This window comes from Nocardia arthritidis, from assembly GCF_011801145.1.
GTDB classification, from domain to species: Bacteria; Actinomycetota; Actinomycetes; order Mycobacteriales; family Mycobacteriaceae; genus Nocardia; species Nocardia arthritidis_A.
The window spans coordinates 4,653,957-4,671,487 of sequence record NZ_CP046172.1 but is presented as its reverse complement, the minus strand read 5'-3'; the positions used below and the strand labels follow the sequence as shown (position 1 = coordinate 4,671,487).

At 68.1% G+C, this 17,531-nt stretch carries 15 protein-coding genes; 7 read left to right on the top strand and 8 right to left on the bottom strand.

Annotation, left to right across the window (positions count from 1 at the left end; genetic code table 11):
* Positions 1-6: 6 nt before the first annotated feature.
* Positions 7-2,268: a methylmalonyl-CoA mutase gene (gene scpA / locus F5544_RS21060; RefSeq protein ID WP_167474779.1), complete on the bottom strand. Its 2,262-nt coding sequence runs from the start codon at positions 2,266-2,268 to the stop codon at positions 7-9.
* Positions 2,268-4,127 (bottom strand): methylmalonyl-CoA mutase family protein, encoded by a 1,860-nt coding sequence (locus tag F5544_RS21055; RefSeq protein WP_167474778.1) that lies wholly within the window; start codon positions 4,125-4,127, stop codon positions 2,268-2,270. Before F5544_RS21055 ends, scpA begins: the two co-directional genes overlap by 1 nt.
* Positions 4,128-4,469: 342 nt before the next feature.
* Here F5544_RS21055 and F5544_RS21050 point away from each other — a divergent pair, with 342 nt between their 5' ends.
* Positions 4,470-5,198, top strand: a complete 729-nt coding sequence (locus tag F5544_RS21050; protein ID WP_167474777.1) for a TVP38/TMEM64 family protein — start codon at positions 4,470-4,472, stop codon at positions 5,196-5,198.
* Here F5544_RS21050 and F5544_RS21045 read toward each other — a convergent pair.
* Positions 5,121-6,068 carry a S1C family serine protease gene (locus F5544_RS21045; RefSeq protein WP_167479368.1) on the bottom strand — a complete coding sequence of 316 codons (948 nt, stop codon included), beginning with the start codon at positions 6,066-6,068 and terminating at the stop codon, positions 5,121-5,123. The two genes, F5544_RS21050 and F5544_RS21045, sit on opposite strands and share 78 nt — an antisense overlap.
* A gap of 280 nt (positions 6,069-6,348) precedes the next feature.
* On the opposite strand from F5544_RS21045, the gene F5544_RS21040 reads away from it, so the two are divergent.
* The 5 genes from F5544_RS21040 (at position 6,349) to F5544_RS21020 (ending at position 11,499) form a co-directional block, all read left to right on the top strand.
* The gene (locus F5544_RS21040; RefSeq protein ID WP_167474776.1) at positions 6,349-7,215 is read left to right on the top strand and encodes a metal-dependent hydrolase; all 867 of its coding nucleotides are present in this window, start codon (positions 6,349-6,351) and stop codon (positions 7,213-7,215) included.
* Positions 7,216-7,237: 22 nt separating this feature from the next.
* Complete coding sequence (locus F5544_RS21035) at positions 7,238-8,086, top strand: metal-dependent hydrolase (protein WP_167474775.1); 849 nt, start codon at positions 7,238-7,240, stop codon at positions 8,084-8,086.
* 7 nt (positions 8,087-8,093) lie between these two features.
* Positions 8,094-9,029, top strand: coding sequence for an SDR family NAD(P)-dependent oxidoreductase (locus F5544_RS21030; RefSeq protein ID WP_167474774.1), 936 nt, complete (start codon positions 8,094-8,096; stop codon positions 9,027-9,029).
* A complete protein-coding gene (locus F5544_RS21025; RefSeq protein ID WP_167474773.1) occupies positions 9,026-10,087 on the top strand; it encodes a ferredoxin--NADP reductase in 1,062 nt (353 codons plus the stop codon). Before F5544_RS21030 ends, F5544_RS21025 begins: the two co-directional genes overlap by 4 nt.
* Before the next feature lie 482 nt (positions 10,088-10,569).
* Entirely contained in the window at positions 10,570-11,499 is a 930-nt protein-coding gene (locus F5544_RS21020; RefSeq protein WP_167474772.1) for a magnesium transporter CorA family protein, read from the top strand.
* Positions 11,500-11,503: 4 nt separating this feature from the next.
* On the opposite strand, the gene F5544_RS21015 is transcribed toward F5544_RS21020, so the two are convergent.
* Both F5544_RS21015 and F5544_RS21010 read right to left on the bottom strand, forming a co-directional pair.
* Positions 11,504-13,114, bottom strand: a complete 1,611-nt coding sequence (locus F5544_RS21015) for a serine/threonine-protein kinase (RefSeq protein ID WP_167474771.1) — start codon at positions 13,112-13,114, stop codon at positions 11,504-11,506.
* A gap of 113 nt (positions 13,115-13,227) precedes the next feature.
* Positions 13,228-14,163 carry an ADP-ribosylglycohydrolase family protein gene (locus tag F5544_RS21010; RefSeq protein WP_167474770.1) on the bottom strand — a complete coding sequence of 312 codons (936 nt, stop codon included), beginning with the start codon at positions 14,161-14,163 and terminating at the stop codon, positions 13,228-13,230.
* Positions 14,164-14,332: 169 nt separating this feature from the next.
* Between F5544_RS21010 and F5544_RS21005 the strand changes: the two genes are divergently transcribed.
* Complete coding sequence (locus F5544_RS21005; protein WP_167474769.1) at positions 14,333-14,875, top strand: DUF3558 family protein; 543 nt, start codon at positions 14,333-14,335, stop codon at positions 14,873-14,875.
* A 12-nt stretch (positions 14,876-14,887) separates the two neighbouring features.
* Here the strand turns inward: F5544_RS21005 and F5544_RS21000 are convergent, their stop codons facing one another.
* From F5544_RS21000 to F5544_RS20990, 3 genes are all read right to left on the bottom strand, one after another.
* Positions 14,888-15,337 (bottom strand): YbaB/EbfC family nucleoid-associated protein, encoded by a 450-nt coding sequence (locus tag F5544_RS21000; protein ID WP_167474768.1) that lies wholly within the window; start codon positions 15,335-15,337, stop codon positions 14,888-14,890.
* A 79-nt stretch (positions 15,338-15,416) separates the two neighbouring features.
* Positions 15,417-17,138, bottom strand: a complete 1,722-nt coding sequence (locus F5544_RS20995; RefSeq protein ID WP_167474767.1) for an urease subunit alpha — start codon at positions 17,136-17,138, stop codon at positions 15,417-15,419.
* A gap of 76 nt (positions 17,139-17,214) precedes the next feature.
* Positions 17,215-17,529 (bottom strand): urease subunit beta, encoded by a 315-nt coding sequence (locus F5544_RS20990; protein ID WP_167474766.1) that lies wholly within the window; start codon positions 17,527-17,529, stop codon positions 17,215-17,217.
* Positions 17,530-17,531 lie beyond the last annotated feature (2 nt).

Below are 17,531 nucleotides of genomic sequence, written 5' to 3'. Positions count from 1 at the left end.
GCCCGATCATTCTGCGGCAGTGCCGATCTCGTGCCCCAGCTCGGCGGCCAGCTTCTTCAGCAGGTCGATGGCCGCGTCGGCGATCACCGTGCCGGGCGGGAAGATCGCGGCCGCGCCCGCCGCGTACAGCTCGTCGAAATCACCGGGTGGGATGACGCCGCCGACGATCACCATGATGTCGGGCCGCCCGACCTCGGCCAGTGCCCGCCGCAGCGCGGGCACCAGCGTGAGATGGCCTGCGGCAAGCGAGGATACGCCGACGACGTGCACGTCGTTGTCGGCCGCCTGCTGGGCCACCTCCTCCGGTGTCTGGAACAGCGGGCCCACGTCGACGTCGAAACCGAGGTCGGCGAAGGCGGTGGCGATCACCTTCTGCCCGCGATCGTGTCCGTCCTGGCCCATCTTGGCGACGAGGATGCGCGGCCTGCGTCCCTCGGCCTCGGCGAATTCCTCGACCAGCTCGCTCGCCCTGCTGATATTGGTGACCTTTCCTGCCTCGTCGCGGTAAACGCCCGAGAGCGTTCGGATTTCGGCCTGATGCCGTCCGTACACCTTTTCCAGCGCATCGGAGATCTCACCGACGGTGGCCTTCGCCCGCGCCGCGTCGATCGCCAGGGCCAGTAGGTTGTTCGCCATACCGCCCTCGGAAGAGCCCGCGGCCCTGGTCAATTCGGCGAGCGCGCGTTCCACCGCGGCCGGATCCCGTTGCGCGCGCAGCCTTTCCAGCTTCTCCAGCTGTTCGGCACGCACCCTGGAGTTCTCGACCTTGAGGACCTCCACCTGCTGATCCTCGTCGACCTGGTATTTGTTGACGCCGATCACCGGCTGCTGGCCGGTGTCGATGCGCGCCTGGGTGCGCGCGGCCGCCTCCTCGATCCGCAGTTTCGGGATGCCCTCCGAAATCGCCTGCGCCATACCGCCGTGCGCCTCCACCTCGGCGATATGCGCCCTGGCCCGGTTCGCCAGCTGGTGGGTGAGCCATTCGACGTAGTACGAGCCGCCCCACGGGTCGATCGGCCGGGTGGTGTTGGACTCCTGCTGGATCAGCAGCTGGGTGTTGCGCGCGATGCGGGCCGAGAAGTCGGTGGGCAGCGCGAGCGCCTCGTCCAGCGCGTTGGTGTGCAGCGACTGGGTGTGCCCCTGGGTGGCGGCCATCGCCTCGATGCAGGTGCGCGCGACATTGTTGTAGGCGTCCTGCGCGGTGAGCGACCAGCCGGAGGTCTGCGAATGGGTGCGCAGCGACAGCGATTTCGGGCTCTTCGGGTCGAATTTCGCGACCAGCTCGCTCCACAGCAGCCGCCCGGCCCGCAGCTTGGCGACCTCCATGAAGAAGTTCATGCCGATGGCCCAGAAGAACGACAGGCGCGGCGCGAATTTATCGACTTCCATCCCGGCGTCGATGCCGGCGCGAATATATTCGACGCCGTCGGCGAGGGTGTACGCCAACTCCAGATCGGCTGTCGCACCGGCCTCTTGGATGTGGTAGCCGGAGATGGAGATCGAATTGAACTTCGGCATCTTCGCGCTGGTGTAGGCGAAGATATCGGAGATGATCCGCATCGACGGCTTGGGCGGATAGATGTAGGTGTTGCGGACCATGAACTCCTTCAGAATGTCGTTCTGAATGGTTCCGGCCAGCTGTTCGGGCGCGACGCCCTGCTCCTCCGCCGCGACGACGTACAGCGCCAGGATGGGCAGCACCGCGCCGTTCATCGTCATCGACACGCTCACCTGATCCAGCGGGATGTGGTCGAAGAGCTGACGCATATCGAGGATGGAATCGATGGCGACACCGGCCATTCCGACATCGCCCTGCACCCGCGGATGATCGGAGTCGTAGCCGCGATGGGTGGCCAGGTCGAAGGCCACCGAAAGCCCCTTCTGCCCGGCGGCGAGATTGCGGCGGTAGAAGGCGTTCGAATCGGCGGCCGTCGAGAACCCCGCGTACTGGCGGATCGTCCACGGCTGGTTGACATACATGGTCGGGTAGGGACCGCGCACGAACGGCGCGATACCCGGCACGCTGTCGAGCGGATACCCTTCGGCCGCGACCGCGTCCCGGTCCGCCTTGGTGAAAACCGGTGGCACGTCGATACCTTCGGGCGTCGCCCACACCAGTTGCTCGGGTGCGTAGCCGTTGGCGGCGGCCGCGCCCGCGACGAACGCGTCGACCTGTGCGGCGTCCACCGCGGCGGGTTCGGGCGCCCGATCGGCCAGCGGCACCTCGGCGAAATTGCCGATGAGATGTTTCATCTCCCCAGTGGTCATCAGGCTCCCACCTTTTCCAACAGCTCGGAGAGTGCGGCGACCGCGTCGATCCGCGCGGCCAGATATCCGTCCGGGCGCTGCGAATCATCGAGCGCCGAAACCGCTTTCGCCGAACCGGCGAGCAGCACCGTCCCGACACCGGCCGCGCGCAGCCGCTCGACCGCCGCGCCCGCCTCCGCACCGTAGCGTGCGTCCGAACCGCAGAGCACCGCGATCGGCGCACCGGATTCGCTGGCCGCCGTGGCGATCCCGTCGACGGTGAGCGGACCCGGATTGATCGCCTCGATACCGCCGGAGGCCAGCAGGTTCGCGATCCAGGTGACCCGCACATTGTGCTCGGCCACCGAACCGAGCGGCACCAGCAGCGCTTTCGGTCGCGCGCCGTGCGCCGCGAGGTGGACATCCGACCGGTCGCGCAGCGCCTCGAAGGCCGCGCCGTAGCGGGCGACCGAACCGGGCTGCCGCGCCGCCTCGGACAGCGCGGGCTCGGCCAGGTTCGGGAATTCGTTGACGCCGGTGACCGACGTCTTCCGGTGCGCGACATCGGCATCCCGCCGCGCCCTGGTCGCCGCGATGCGCTCGGCGAGCAGGCCGGAGTCCAGCGCGGCGCGGTAACCACCCGACGCCTCCAGCTCCTGCATGAATTCCCATGCCTTGGCGGCCAATTCGGCGGTGTAGTCCTCGACATACCAGGATCCGGCGGCCGGGTCCTGGACATGACCAAGGTGCGATTCCTCCAGCAGCAGCAGCTGGATGTTGCGGGCCATCCGCTCGGCGAACGCCCGCGAAACCCCCAATTCGCCTGGCGGCAGCGCGGAATCGAACGGCAGCACGGTGACGGTGTCCGCACCGCCGACGCCCGCCCCGAAGGCGGCCAGCGTGGTGCGCAGCATATTCACCCATGGATCGCGTTGACTCAGCATGGCCGCCGAGGTGACCGCGTGCTGCGGCGCGCCGCCGAAGCCCGGCGCCCCGCACACGTGCGCCACCCGGGCCCAGAGTTGGCGTGCGGCACGGAATTTCGCGATCGTGGCGAATTGGTCATCGGTGGCCGCCAGCCGGAAGGTCAGCTGGCCGAGCGCGTCCGCGAGATCGACGCCGGCGTCGGTGAGCGCGCGCAGATATTCCAGGCCGGCGGCGACGGCCGCGCCGAGCTCCTGCGCGTCCGACGCACCCGCATTGTGAAAGTTGTTCCCGCACACCACGATCGCGCGTACCGTCTCCGGCCGGGCGATCGCCCGTCGCGCTAATTCCACGGTCGCGTCGAGGCCGATATCGGCAACGCCGCCGAATGCGCCGGTGAGCGGCGCAGCGCCCAGGGTGAGCCGAATATCGGCGCGGCGCTGGGCGGAATAGCCGTCGAGGATCGAGAAGACCTGTGCCGCGGCCTCGTCGGTCGCGATCCCGGCCTCGATGGTCAGCGGCGCGAGTTCGAACAGCAGGCCCGAGAGCGCCGCGCCGAGCCCGGCCACCGGAATACCGCTCGCGCCCACCGGCAGCCAGATCGCGCCGACGCCGTTCTCCAGCCCGGACAGGATCGCCCGATTCGCCGCCGCCGCGTCGGATTCGGCTATCCGCGCGCAGACGAACCAGCCGCGGTGCACGTCGCGGGTCGCGTCGCGACCGCGGACGAAGGGGTAGGCGCCGGGCAGCGGCTGTTCGGGCCGCTCGTCGCGGCGGGTGTACAGCGGTGCGATGGTCAGGCCGTCGTAGGTGGTCTCGTCGAGAAGCCGCTCCGGATCGTCCGGGAGTTCGCCGATATCGACCCGGCGCGCCTTGGCGAGCACACCGGCCACCCCCTTACGCCACGCGGCGTAATCGGGCACCGGGTCAATGCCCGGCGCTGAACCTTTTGGCATCGCTGCTGCTTCCTGTTCCATTCGAATCGACGCCCGGCCCGGCATGCGCGAACCTCCGACGGTAGGCAAGCTACCGCTTCCGGATGGGATCACGCACTCCGGTGACCGCGCGCGGCGGCCCTTGTAAACACTTGCTCACTCCAGGATTACTGGATACCCGGGCGTGCGCCCAAGCCTTCGCACGATATTCACATGGGGCTGTGTGACCCGTTCACATCGCGATCAGGAGTTCGTTCACCCAGCTCAGCGGGCACGCCGGTGGGTCGGCGCCAATTCCGATGCTAGCCGCGAACCCACCAGCGGTGGCACGGCCCGCCGGGCGGCGGCCGGTAACCTTGTCGGGTGCAAAGGCTGTTGCGGAACCCACGGACCGTCGCGCTGCTCGCGGGCGGTGTCGCGCTGTTCGTCGTGGCGCTGCTGGTTCCGCTGCCGGGCCCGCACCGGATTCAGGAGTGGGCGCATGCGGTCGGCCCCTCGTTCGTGCTGCTGTTCTTCATCGCACACGTGCTGGTCACCATGGCGCCGTTCCCGCGCACCGTATTCACCCTCAGCGCCGGACTGCTCTTCGGGCCGTGGCTCGGCATTTTCATCGCGGTCGGCGCGACCACGGTCAGCGCGGTGCTGACGCTGCTGCTGATCCGCGCCCTGGACCGGGACCGTGTGCGCGGGCGGCTCACCCATCCCGCGGTGCACGCCATCAACCGGCGGCTGGCCATGCGGGGTTGGCTCGCCGTCGGTTCGCTGCGGCTCATCAGCTTCGCGCCGTTCTCGGTGGTGAACTACTGCAGCGCCCTTTCTGCGGTCCGGTTCACGCCGTATCTGGTGGCCACCGTCGTCGGCATCCTGCCCGGCACCGTCGGCACGGTCCTGCTCGGGGACGGGCTCACCGGCCACGTGAGCACCACCTCCCTCGTCGTCACCGTGACCTGCCTCGCCGTCGGCCTGGTCGGGCTGCTGGTCGACATGCGCTGGCGCGTACCGGAATCCGATCACTCAGTCGACGGTGAGTTCGGTCGGCACGGCGATCACGTCGACCATCGCGCCGTTGCGCAGCACGGTGACCGGCAGTGATCTGCCGATGGCCTCGGCGAAGAGCTGTCGCTGAATGCCCTGCGCGTCACGGACTTCCGCGCGTGCCACGCTGAGTACCAGGTCGCCGCGGCGGATTCCGGCGCGATCGGCGGGGCCGCCGCGCACCACCTCCATGATCCGCACCCCCGCCGCCTGACCGGTGCGCGCGGCCAGCGCGTCCGGCAGCGGCGCGGGCACCCCGACCAGCCCGAGGTAGGCGCGGCGGACCCGGCCGTCGCGCAGCAGGGTGCTCACGATGCGCTGCGTGGTGGCGTTCATCGGAATGGCAAGGCCCAGGCCGATTCCCGCGACAGCGGTATTGATGCCGACCACCCGCCCGGCCGAATCCGCCAGCGCACCACCGGAATTCCCCGGATTCAGCGCGGCGTCGGTCTGGATGACATCCTCGATCACCCGCCCGGCGCGATTCGAGGCGACCGGCACCGCCCGCCCGAGCGCGCTCACCACACCCGCCGTCACCGATCCGGCCAACCCGAGCGGACTGCCAACGGCCACAACGAGTTGCCCGACCACCAACCGGTCCGCATCCCCCAACCGCACCGCGCCCGGCCCGCCGCCACGGGCCCGCAGCACCGCCAGATCCGACAGCGGATCGACGCCGATCACATCGAATCTCGATTCGACGCCGTCGGCGAAGGTCACCTCGCCGCCGCTAGCCGCGCCGACCACGTGCGCATTGGTGAGCAGGAATCCGTCGTCGGTGAAGACCACGGCGGAGCCGCTGCCGCGCCGGGTGCGCACGCTGGCCACGTGCGGCGTCACCGATGCGGCCACCGCGATCACGGTGCGCGAGTACGCATCCAGTGCGGCCGCATCGCGATCGGCCTGTTCCGCATCGTTTTTCGACAGGACCGAATCGTCGTCCACGGCGGCCCCCTTGCTTACATGATTACATCCGTACCTCACCAGGATGCGCCGGGCGCGCCCGCTTGCCCATCGCGTTCGCCGTGGGCGCAATGGCGCGTCTGGGACAAAGAACCGAACGGCGAACTACAGCACCGCCGATTACCGGTCGCCGATCCGAATCGCTGCCCGATATCGGCGGCGAAGGCCTAGGAATTATCCGTCTGAGACGCTACCGTACTACTAGGTACCCGATACCTGCGGTACCAGCCCAATGAGGTGCATCATGACCGAACAGCATGTGCGCGCGACAAACGGATATCCGAAGGCGCGGCGCATCACCTTCCGGTTCGGCGAACCCGAACCGATGACGAAGTACTACGCGGGCGGGGATATGGTCTTCAGCCATTTCATCGCCGGGCTGTCCGCCGGATTCCCACCCGGCGAGGAGTCGTTCATCAGATCCGTGCGCCGCTTCGCGGACCACATCACCGATCCGGTGCTCAAGAAGCGGGTCGCCGGATTCATCGGCCAGGAGGCCACGCACGGTCGGCAGCACCGGCTGCTCAACGACAAGCTCATCGATATGGGCTATCCCATCGCGTGGCTGGACACGCCCGAGGCCGAGCGGCGCGCCCTGCGGCTGGAACAGCGTCTGCCCGCCCATCTGCACCTGGCGGCCACCGCCGCGGCCGAGCACTACACCGCGGTGCTGGCCCGGCGCACGCTCGAAAGCCCCGAGATCCAGGCGCTCGCCGGGGACGAAGAGGTGCGAAACCTGTTGAACTGGCACGCTTTCGAGGAACTCGAGCACAAGTCGGTGGCCTTCGACGTCTACCGGTCCGTCGGCGGTACCGAGACCATGCGCATCGCGACCATGGCGGCGATGGTCGCGCTCACCGTGCCGTTCACCGTGCTCGCCCTCACGGTCTCGCTGGCCAGGGACGGTTATGCGCGCAGGCATCCGTTCGCACTGCTGCGCGAATCCTATGAACTCTTCCGCGGACCCATCTTCCGCGGTATGGGCCGCGAACTCGTGGTGTATCTGCGGCCGGGGTTCCACCCCGACGACGTGGACACCCGAGACCTCTTGCGGCGCTGGCAAACCGAGCTCTTCGGCACCGAAGGCATGCTCGTCGGCCACCTCAGATGAGTTCGGATCAACGGAGATTCACATGACAAGCGTGGCAACAGCCTATCCGCGCGTGCGCCGGATGCGTTTCCGGTTCGGCGAACCCGAACCGATGACGAAATACTTCGCCGACGACGATATCGTCCTGAGCCATTTCGTCGCGCTGCTCTCGGCCGCGTTCCCGCCCGGCGAGGAGTCGTTCATCAGAGCCGTGCGCCGCTTCACCGATCAGGTCACCGATCCGGTGCTCAAGAAGCGGATGGCGTCGTTCATCGGGCAGGAGGCGGTGCACGGCCAGCAGCACGGCCGCCTCAACGAGCAGCTCTGCGCCCTCGGATACCGGCTGCCCCGGCTCATCGCCCGCTACGAATGGATCCTGCCCAGGCTCGACCGGTACGCACCCGCCGCCGCGCATCTCGCCGCGGTGGCCGCGGCCGAGCACTACACGGCCGTGCTGGCGCAACGGGTGCTGTCCAGTCCGGAGATCCAGGCGCTGGCCGGCGACGACGAGGTGCGAAACCTGTTGAACTGGCACGCGTTGGAGGAGTTGGAGCACAAGTCGGTGGCCTTCGACGTGTACCGCGCGACCGGCAATCCGGAATGGCTGCGCATCCTGGTGATGACATTCCTCTACCTCTTCACCATTCCCGGCGTATCAGTGGCGGTCGCGGCATCGATACTGCTGGATCCCGCCGCGTGGCAACCGATCACGGTCGCCCGCGAGTCCTATCACCTGTATCGCGGACCGATCGTGCGCGGGCTGATGCGCGAGATTCGGGTGTATCTGCGCCCCGGATTCCATCCCGACGATGTCGATACCGTCGCGCTGCTGCGGCGTTGGCAGGATGAGCTTTTCGGCGCCGAAGGCACCCTCACCGATCGAGTGCGGTGAGGCACCGATGAAATTCAACGGCATACGACCGGACCTCGTCGTCGTCACCGGCGCGGGCAGCGGGATCGGGCGAGCAATCGCTACCCGCTTCGCGCGCAACGGATCCCACGTTATCGTCGCGGATATCGACCTGGCCGCGGCCAAGGAGACGGTGGCGATCGCCGGCGATGGCGCGACGGCCGAATGGTTGGATGTGACCGATCCGGATGCGTGGGAGACGTTCGCGCAGCGCGTCCGCACCGAATTCGGCGTGCCGGATGTGCTGGTGAACAATGCCGGGATGCTGGTCGGCGGCGCGTTTCTCGATCTCTCTCCCGCCGACTGGGACAAACAGCTCGGCGTGAATCTGCTCGGCGTTGTGCACGGCTGTCGCGTATTCGGCAGGCAGATGGTCGATTACGGCAAGCGGGGGCAGATCGTCAATATCGCCTCCGCCGCCGCCTTCACGCCGATACCGCTCGGGTCCGCGTACGCGGTATCCAAGGCCGGGGTGAAAATGCTCACCGAATGCCTGCGGCTCGAACTCGGGCCCAAGGGTATCGGCGTCAGCGCCATCTGCCCCGGCGTGATCAACACCAATATCGGCGAGCACGCGATCACGGTCGGCGTCGATCCCGAATTGGTCCGGCGCGGAAAGGAATTCGCGCGCATGGCACAGGAATTCGCGGAGCGGCTGCCGTTCGCGCCGCTCAGCGCCGAGCTGGTGGCGCGGGCGGTCGAGCGGGCGGTGCGGTTCGATCTCGCGGTGGTTCCGGTGCGCGCCGAGGCCTGGCTCGGATACTTCCTCGGGCGGATCGCGCCGGGCGTGAACCGGCGCATCGCCCAGCCCTTCTCGGTCGAGCGGTTCGCCTGGCTGGCCGAGGCCGGGCTGCGGCTGCTCGATCGGCAAGTCGGAGATCGCATTGCCGCACCGGATGATTCGCGGGTTCCGATCGAGCCATGAACCCGCGCGCACACGCGGTGCGGATCGCCGAGGTGATCGCGGAGACAGCCGAGGCGAAGACGTTCGTCTTCGCGGTCCCCAGCGGCCTCGCCGAGCATTTCGCTTACCGCCCAGGACAATTCCTCACGCTGCGGGTGCCGAGCGCGCGGACCGGGTCGGTGGCGCGCTGCTATTCGCTGTGCAGCAGCCCGCACCTGGATCCGCGGCCCGCGGTGACGGTCAAGCGGACGGCGGGCGGCTACGCGTCGAACCTGTTGTGCGACACCGTATCCGCGGGCGACACCATGACGATGCTCGAACCGGGCGGCGTCTTCGGCCCGCGCGATCTCGCCGCCGACGTGCTGCTGTGCGCGGGCGGCAGCGGCATCACACCCGTCTTCTCGATCGTCAAATCGATGCTGGCCGTCGGGCGGGGCCGGATCGTACTGCTCTACGCGAACCGGGACCGGCCGTCCGTGATCTTCGCGCGGCAGCTCGCCGATCTGGAAACCCGGCACCCACGGCGGCTGCGGATACTGCACTGGTTGGAGTCCGAGCGGGGGCTGCCGACCGCGCCCGGTCTGGCCAACGTGCTGCGGCCGTACACCGCGCTCAACTGGTATGCCTGCGGCCCAACGGGTTTCCTGAGCGTGCTCGATGCCGCGGCGCTGCGGCTGCGGGTGCGGCGGGTGTATCGCGAGGAGTTCCGGTCGCTGGACGGCAATCCCTTCCAGGAGGTGGTTCCGGCCACGGCCGCCCTGCCGACGGTGCCTGCCGGTGGCTTCGACGCGCCGGTCGGCGCCGCCGCGACGGTGGATATCGAGATCGACGGCGCGACGCATACGCTGGACTGGCCCAAACACCGACGCCTGCTGGATGTGCTGCTGGACAGCGGAATCGACGCGCCGTACGTCTGCCGCGAATCCGCCTGCGGCACCTGCGTCTGTTCCGTCCGGCGCGGGCGCACCCGAATGGTCCAGCACGAGGCGCTGCTCGATACGGAGATCGCCGCCGGGCTCACCCTCGCCTGCCAGACCCTGCCGGAGACGCAGCGGGTGCATATCGCGTTCGACCAGTAACGACCGAAAGTGTTGACGCGCCCCGTTTTCCACTGCCCGGGCGGTTTGTTTCGTGACCCGTACCTGACGGTCGGATGACCGGAGTGCGAACGGTTGCGCCGGGCGATTGACGCGACGGTAGCCGGCGGTCTCTAATGATGGATGGCGCATTTCGTGCCGCGGTAGCAGTCTGGTCTACCGAGCAGCAACCACTACGAAGCGGGGTGAGCGGCAGATGCCGGATGACACTATCGACGTCCACGATCGGTCCGCTTTCGCGAAACTGGTTGCGCCGGTGCGTTGTTGACCCGTACGCGGCGATCGGCGCCTACGGATCGCCGCCACGGCACCTAGTTCCATCTTTCCTCGATCCGAATGGTCGGTGTCCCAATAGATTCCGGCCGTACACACTGCGCGCACCAACGGGGCGGTACACCGCCGCCCGGCACCCATGTATTGGAGTTTCGCCATGGTCCACCACGCACCGAGGCCGCGGTAGCCCGATGACCGCGCCGATCTTCCCCACCACCGACGTCCTGCCCGCCACCAACGGACGCTTCGACACCGAAGTGCTGCACCGGCATTGGATTCCGCTCGCCCGCGACGACGAGGAGACCGCCGCCGTACTGCGCGAACGCCTCGGCGTCGATTTCGTCGCCGCGGGCAACCGGCTCTGGGAGACCGACGATTTCCTCTACTTCCCGGTGGTCGCGAACTATCGGCGCGCCGACGGCGTGGAACGCGAGACCATCGTTTTCGCGCTCGGCGGCGAATTCCTGGTCACCCTGCAGCCCACCGACCATTTCGCCCCGTTCGACAAGGCCGTCGCGAAGATGCGCCGCAACCGGACGCTCACCGATTCCCCGCACGGGGTGATGTACGCGCTGCTCTGGTCGCTCAACGCGGCCGCCGAGCGCGCCGTCCAGCACGCGGGCGCGGCACTGGCCGCCGTCGACGTCGAAATCGATACGGCGACAAAGGGGTCGGAGCTGCGGGCGATCATGGGCCGGATGAACGCGGCCGAACAGACCGTCGCGCACACCCAGCAGACCCAACTGCACCTGGCCCGCGCCGCCCGGCACCTGGCCGCCGAACTCCCGTTCCACACCAGGGAATTGGCCGATCCGATCGCGGTACTCGTCGCCGATATCGACGGCGTGCGACAGCTCGCGGCCGCCGCGCACGACAAGCTGCGCTACCTGCAACATACGGTGACCACCTGGCTGGATATCGAGCAGAACCAGATCCTCAAGGTGTTCACCATCGTCACCGCGGTGTTCCTGCCGCCGACGCTCATCGCGACCGTATGCGGCATGAACTTCACCCATATCCCCGAAACACATTGGGAATACGGCTTTTCCGCAACCATACTGATGCTGCTCGCCGCGGTGATCCCGCTGGTCTACCTGAAGCGGAAAGGTTGGCTGCGCTGAGCGCTCACTGATCGGTGAACACCAGGTGCACCTTCTTCGCCCACCAGTCGTAGACGGCCGACACGCTGGTATCGCCGATCAGCACGAACCGCCGGGTCGCGTCGAAACCCGTCGCGATGTAGTAGTCGCGGTCGATCCGGATGCATACGGTGTTGCCGCGCACGATGTTGTTGCCGTCGCGCCAGGTGCCGGTGTAGAAACCGCCGTCGGAGCAGGTGCCGTTGCCGCTCTGGTGATTCGCCTGATTGTCCAGCGCGCTCGCCAGCCCTTTCGCATCGGTGAAGGTGGCGATGCGGGCCTGCCGGTTCAGGCCGGGCACATCGCAGTCGACGGCGGCCGTCGCGCCGGAGGTGGATTCGAATTTCGGGTCGGCGGCGCAGCTGCTCGTGGTCAACAGACTCGGCGAAAGCACCTGCACGAGTCCGGCTTCGGCCGGGCTGAGCGGGTTCGGCGGCGGCGTTGTCGTTGTCCGCGGCACCGTCGTCGTGGTGACGGTGGTCGTATTCTTCGCGTGATCGGAGTTGTCCGTGCGCGGCCATGCCACGATGCCGACGGCGGCGGCCACCACGACAACCGCCGCGATAACACCGCCGATCACCCAGCCGGTCTTCGATTTTCGCGGCGGAACCGTCGGAATCGAGTGCGGCGGAGTCGGATTCGGCTGGAATATATAGGGCGGCGGGGTGTGGAAATGCTGCGGGATCGGAATGTTCGGCAGCGATTTGGGCGGTGTGGGCGGCGGGAACGCGGGCGGGCGGATCAGCGTCGGCCCCTCGTGGCTCTCCGGCGCCGTCGCCAACGCCGCCCTTGCCGCCTCGGCCAGCGCGGTGCAGTTCGGGTAGCGCTGGTCCGGATCCTTCGCCATCGACCGGGCGATCACCTCGTCCAGCGCGGCGGGCGCGTCGGATCGCGTCGCGGTGAGCCGCGGCGGCGGCATATTGAGGTGGCTGTACATCACCGCGCTCAGGTTGCCGCTCGGGAACGGCGCGGATCCCGAAAGCAGATGGTAGAGCGTGCATCCCAGCGCGTAGACATCGGCGCGGTGATCCACCGGCGCACCGCTCAGCAGTTCCGGCGCGGCATAGGCGAAGGTCGCGGTGACCGATGTGGTGACGGTGACCGTATTGTCCAAACCGCGCGCTATGCCGAAATCGGCGATCTGCACGTGATCCTTGCCGTCCTCCTGCCCGATGAGCAGATTGCCCGGTTTCACATCCCGGTGCAGCACGCCGCGCTGATGTGCGTAATCCAGCCCGGCGGCCGCCTGCGCGACGATATCCACCGCCCGCTCCAGCGGCAGCCGTCCGCGGCCGATGAGTTCGGCGGCATCCGGGCCGTCCACGAAATCCATGGCTATCCACAGGTTTTCGTTTTCGATGCCGCGGTCGTGCACGCGCACGATATTGCGGTGGTGCAAACCCGCGGCGATATCGGCCTCGCGTTCGAAGCGCGCCCGCGCCTTGGCGTCGCTGCTGAACTGACTGTCCAGCACCTTTACCGCCACATTCATCGGCAGCCGCGGATGCCGCATCAGATACACCCGGCCCATACCGCCGACACCGATCTGGCGGACAACCGTATAACCAGCGAAAATCGCCCCCGGTTCCAGCGCCATGACGGTACCAACCCTCCCCGCCCCCGCGCGGCGGACATGAAAGTCGTTGCGCCAGAATCGTAGCGCCGATCAACCGAACAAGACGCTCGGATATCCCGACTTACACCGAAACGCTATCCGCCGGGCCGATAACCGACCGGACGCCCGCACGTCCCCCACTCCGGCAGCGGCTCCCGCGCCGCCAGCCACGCCCCGGGTACCCCGCGCACGTCACCTCGGTCCCCGATTCCGGTATGCGCCGCCACGATTCCACCCGCTATCGCGGCGGTGGTGTCCACATCACCACCGGCCTCGACGCACGCCGTGACGGCGGCGGGATAGTCGGTCAGGAAGGTCGCGGCGACCCACAGCGTGAACGGCACCGTCTCCTGCGCGCTCACCGACGCGCCGTTGCCGAGCTCGTATGCCGCTTCGGCCACCGATCGGCCGAGCAATGTCCTGGCGCGGCGGATACCATCCGCGGTCCGCCCCGCGACCAGGTACGGTTCGACCGCGTCCAGCAATTCTTCTGGCGCGCAACGCATTCCGCGACTCGCGGCGGCGCGGCACGCCGCGACCGATACCGCCATGGCGCCCACGATGGCCTCCGGATGCCGATGCGTCACCTCCGCGGACATGGCGGCCTGGGCCGCCGCCCGGTCCGGATCTCCGGCGAAGTGCGCTCCGAGCGGCGCGACCCGCATCGCGGCCCCGTTACCCCAGGAACCACGCCCGCCGAACGCGGCCGCCGCCGCATCGGCCCACGGACGCCCGTCGCGGATCTCGTGCAGCACAACGACTGTGCCGCCGCCGTAGCCGCGATACGGTTCGCAGCGATCCGCGAATGCCGCGGCCAGCGCGTCGCGATCGATATATCCCCGGCCGCGGATTTCCGCGTATACCGAACAGGCCATCTCGGTGTCGTCGGTCCATGGCCACGGTGCCGCGGGCGGTCGCCCCGCGCGCAGTTCGGGCAGTGAGCGACCGGGCACGAAGAACTGAGCGCCCAGCGCGTCGCCGACGGACAGACCATCGAGGCTGTCCCGAGCGGCATCGGAAATCGATGACATACCGGTGCCATCGTGCCAAGGACGACGCGTTCTTCGCAAACCACGCGCGGCCGGTCGACGCCCGAATATCCGTGGCCGGAGGCGTCGGTCACCGCGTCGCCGGGTAGCGGATCGGGCCGGTAGCCTTGGCCGGGTAGGCAGTGCCGTGGATCAGGGAAGGGAGAGGCCCGTGACCGCATCGCGTATTCGCGGCGGCGGGCTGGCCGTTGTCGCCGTCGCCGGGCTGATCGCCGGGTGTTCGTCCGGGAATTCGGACTCGAATGCCGGGCCGTCCGGGCCGACCACCACCCCATACGCCGATTGCAACCCGATCACGGTCGCCCAGCTCACGCAGACCCTCAACGCGACGACGCTCACCGCGCACAGTCATCCGCCGGTGTGCGCGTGGGCGGCGGCGCGCGGCACCGAGGATTCGGACGTCACCTTCACCGCCGTCCAGAAGCAGTCCCTGCAGCAGGCGTGGAATCTGGCCGACAAAGACGGCAACCGCCTCGAACACCTCACGATCGAACAGGACGTCCTCGGCACCAAGACCACCGCCGCGGGCTTCTACATCCACAACACCAAGGATCCCGGCGACTGCGCCGTCGTCGCCTCCGACAACGGCACCTCGCTCACCTGGCGGATCCAAAACCATTCGCACACAGCGGCACTCGATCCCTGCGCCACCGCCTACGCGCTGGCCGAACTCACCGTCGACCTATCCCCCTAGCCACGATCGCCTTTACTGCAACCAGGAATCGCGCCGATAGTATTCGTCCTCGTCGACCGGACCCTTCGGCTTGTCCGAATCCTCCTGCGCCTCTTCCGGATTCGGGAAACGCTCGGCGTATTGGTTGATGATGGCGGCGCCCGCGTCGTCGTCGCCGACGGTGTCCTGGACCATCGAGGTGACCTCCCGGCGCAGCGTCGCCTGGGCCTTGCGCAGACAGGACATCAGTTCCGCGGCCACGGCGGACGGGTCCATGCCGCGGGTCTGTTCGGCGAGGCGGATATCGGTGGGCACACCGGTGTTGTCCACGGTGACGGTGACGCGGTTGTCGTCGGAGGTCTCGGTGACCGTCAGCCCGGCCATCCTGCCGTGCAGGCCCTGATAGCGCTGCGCCTTGCGCTGGAGATCCTCGGCCCAGTTCGCCAACTGGTCCGCGGCCTGGCCCGGATCTTCGAACGACACCGCCATCCCTTTCCGCGCAGAGGTCTGACCACCCCCGATGTGCAGGACACATTACGGATGGTCGATACGCCCGGCAAACTCAGAAGAGGAAATACCGCTGGGCCATCGGCAGTTCGGTGGCCGGCTGTTCGGTCCACACCTCGCCGTCGACGCGCACGGTGAAGGTGTCCGGATCCACCTCGATCCGCGGCAGCGCGTCGTTGCGCGGCATATCGGCTTTGGTGAGTCTGCGAACGTTCTTGACCGGCACCAGTTTCCGGCGCACGTTCAGCCGTTCGGCGAGCCTGGATTCGATGGCCTGCTCGGAGACGAAGTGCAGCGAGGTCGCGGCGGCGACGAGCGGCGACGCGCCGAACATCGGCCGCGGCAGCACGGGTTGCGGTGTGGGAATCGACGCGTTGGCGTCGCCCATCGCGGCCCAGGCGATCGCGCCGCCCTTCAGCACCGCGTGCGGCCGGACGCCGAAGAACGCGGGCTCCCACAACACGAGATCGGCCAGCTTACCGACCTCCACCGAGCCGATCTCGTGGTCGAGTCCGTGCGCGACGGCCGGGCAGATGGTGTATTTCGCGATGTAGCGCTGGACCCGGGCGTTATCGGCCGCGCCGTCGCCGGGCAGCGCGCCGCGGCGGCGCTTCATCACGTGCGCGGTCTGCCACGTGCGCATCACCACCTCGCCGATGCGGCCCATGGCCTGCGAATCGCTGCCGATCATGGAGATCGCGCCCAGATCGTGCAGCAGGTCCTCGGCGGCGATGGTCGACGGCCGGATCCGGCTCTCCGCGAAGGCGAGATCCTCCGGGATTGACGCGCTCAGGTGGTGGCACACCATGAGCATGTCGAGGTGCTCGTCGAGGGTGTTGACCGTATGCGGCCGGGTGGGGTTGGTCGAGCTGGGCAGCACGTTGGGATGCGATGCGACGGTGATGATGTCGGGCGCGTGCCCGCCGCCCGCGCCCTCGGTGTGATAGGCGTGGATGCCGCGGCCCGCGATGGCGCCGAGGGTGTCCTCGACGAATCCGGCCTCGTTCAGGGTGTCCGAGTGCAGCGCGACCTGCACGCCGGTGCGGTCGGCGACGGTGAGACAGGCGTCGATCGCCGCCGGTGTCGAGCCCCAGTCCTCGTGCAGTTTGAAACCCGCCGCGCCGCCGCGCAATTGCTCGATCATCGCCTCGGGGCTGACCGTATTTCCCTTGCCCAGCAGCACGATATTGAGCGGCCAGCCGTCGGTGGCCTCCAACATCCTTGCCAGATGCCATGATCCGGGTGTCACGGTGGTCGCCTTGCTGCCCTCGGCCGGGCCGGTGCCGCCGCCGATGAGCGTGGTGATACCGCCGCCGAGCGCCTCGTCCATCAGCTGCGGACAGATGAAGTGCACGTGGCAGTCGATGGCGCCCGCGGTGAGTATGCGCCCGTTACCCGCGATGATCTCGGTGGACGGGCCGACCACCAGATCCGGATGCACCCCGTTCATGGTGTCGGGGTTGCCCGCCTTGCCGATGGCGCTGATGCGGCCGTCCCGAATTCCGACGTCCGCCTTGATGATTCCCCAGTGGTCGACGATCACCACACCGGTGATCACGGTGTCGGGTGTGCCGTCGGCCCGGGTGGCGCGGGCCTGGCCCATCGATTCGCGCAAGACCTTGCCGCCGCCGAACACCGCCTCGTCACCGGCGAGTCCCGGTCCGCCGCAGCGGTCCTCGGTGATCTCGATCAGCAGATCGGTGTCCGCCAAGCGAATCCGGTCGCCGGTGGTGGGCCCGAACAGCTCGGCGTAGCGCGCCCGGCTCAGCTCGGTCATCGCGTTCCTTCCACGAATACCCCAATCCCGCAGGGTATTTCCGAATTCGGTTGCGGGAGAACAGAAGAACAGGTGTTCACTCGGCGTCCAGCCGCCCTGGCGGCCGCAGGCTTATACCGTGCACCTCGCGGGCGCCACCCAACGGCACGAGCGAAACCCGCTGTCCGAGACCGGGTTCGAAACGCACGGCGGTGCCCGCCGGAATGTCGAGCCGCCGCCCGTGGGCGGCCGCGCGGTCGAACCGCAGCGCCGCGTTCGCCTGCGGAAAGTGCACATGACTGCCGACCTGCACGGGACGGTCACCGGTGTTCACCACGTCCAGCTCGATGCGGTCCGCGCCCACGTTCAGTTCGATCGTGCCTTCGGCACAGAGGTATTCGCCGGGGATCATGC

What these genes read in the sequence shown, in the direction of transcription:
- scpA (WP_167474779.1), bottom strand. Translation starts at nt 2,268, where the DNA reads ATGACCACTGGGGAGATGAAACATCTCATCGGCAATTTCGCCGAGGTG.
- F5544_RS21055 (WP_167474778.1), bottom strand. Translation starts at nt 4,127, where the DNA reads ATGCCAAAAGGTTCAGCGCCGGGCATTGACCCGGTGCCCGATTACGCC.
- F5544_RS21040 (WP_167474776.1), top strand. Translation starts at nt 6,349, where the DNA reads ATGACCGAACAGCATGTGCGCGCGACAAACGGATATCCGAAGGCGCGG.
- F5544_RS21035 (WP_167474775.1), top strand. Translation starts at nt 7,238, where the DNA reads ATGACAAGCGTGGCAACAGCCTATCCGCGCGTGCGCCGGATGCGTTTC.
- F5544_RS21030 (WP_167474774.1), top strand. Translation starts at nt 8,094, where the DNA reads ATGAAATTCAACGGCATACGACCGGACCTCGTCGTCGTCACCGGCGCG.
- F5544_RS21025 (WP_167474773.1), top strand. Translation starts at nt 9,026, where the DNA reads ATGAACCCGCGCGCACACGCGGTGCGGATCGCCGAGGTGATCGCGGAG.
- F5544_RS21020 (WP_167474772.1), top strand. Translation starts at nt 10,570, where the DNA reads ATGACCGCGCCGATCTTCCCCACCACCGACGTCCTGCCCGCCACCAAC.
- F5544_RS21015 (WP_167474771.1), bottom strand. Translation starts at nt 13,114, where the DNA reads ATGGCGCTGGAACCGGGGGCGATTTTCGCTGGTTATACGGTTGTCCGC.
- F5544_RS21010 (WP_167474770.1), bottom strand. Translation starts at nt 14,163, where the DNA reads ATGTCATCGATTTCCGATGCCGCTCGGGACAGCCTCGATGGTCTGTCC.
- F5544_RS20995 (WP_167474767.1), bottom strand. Translation starts at nt 17,138, where the DNA reads ATGACCGAGCTGAGCCGGGCGCGCTACGCCGAGCTGTTCGGGCCCACC.
- F5544_RS20990 (WP_167474766.1), bottom strand. Translation starts at nt 17,529, where the DNA reads ATGATCCCCGGCGAATACCTCTGTGCCGAAGGCACGATCGAACTGAAC.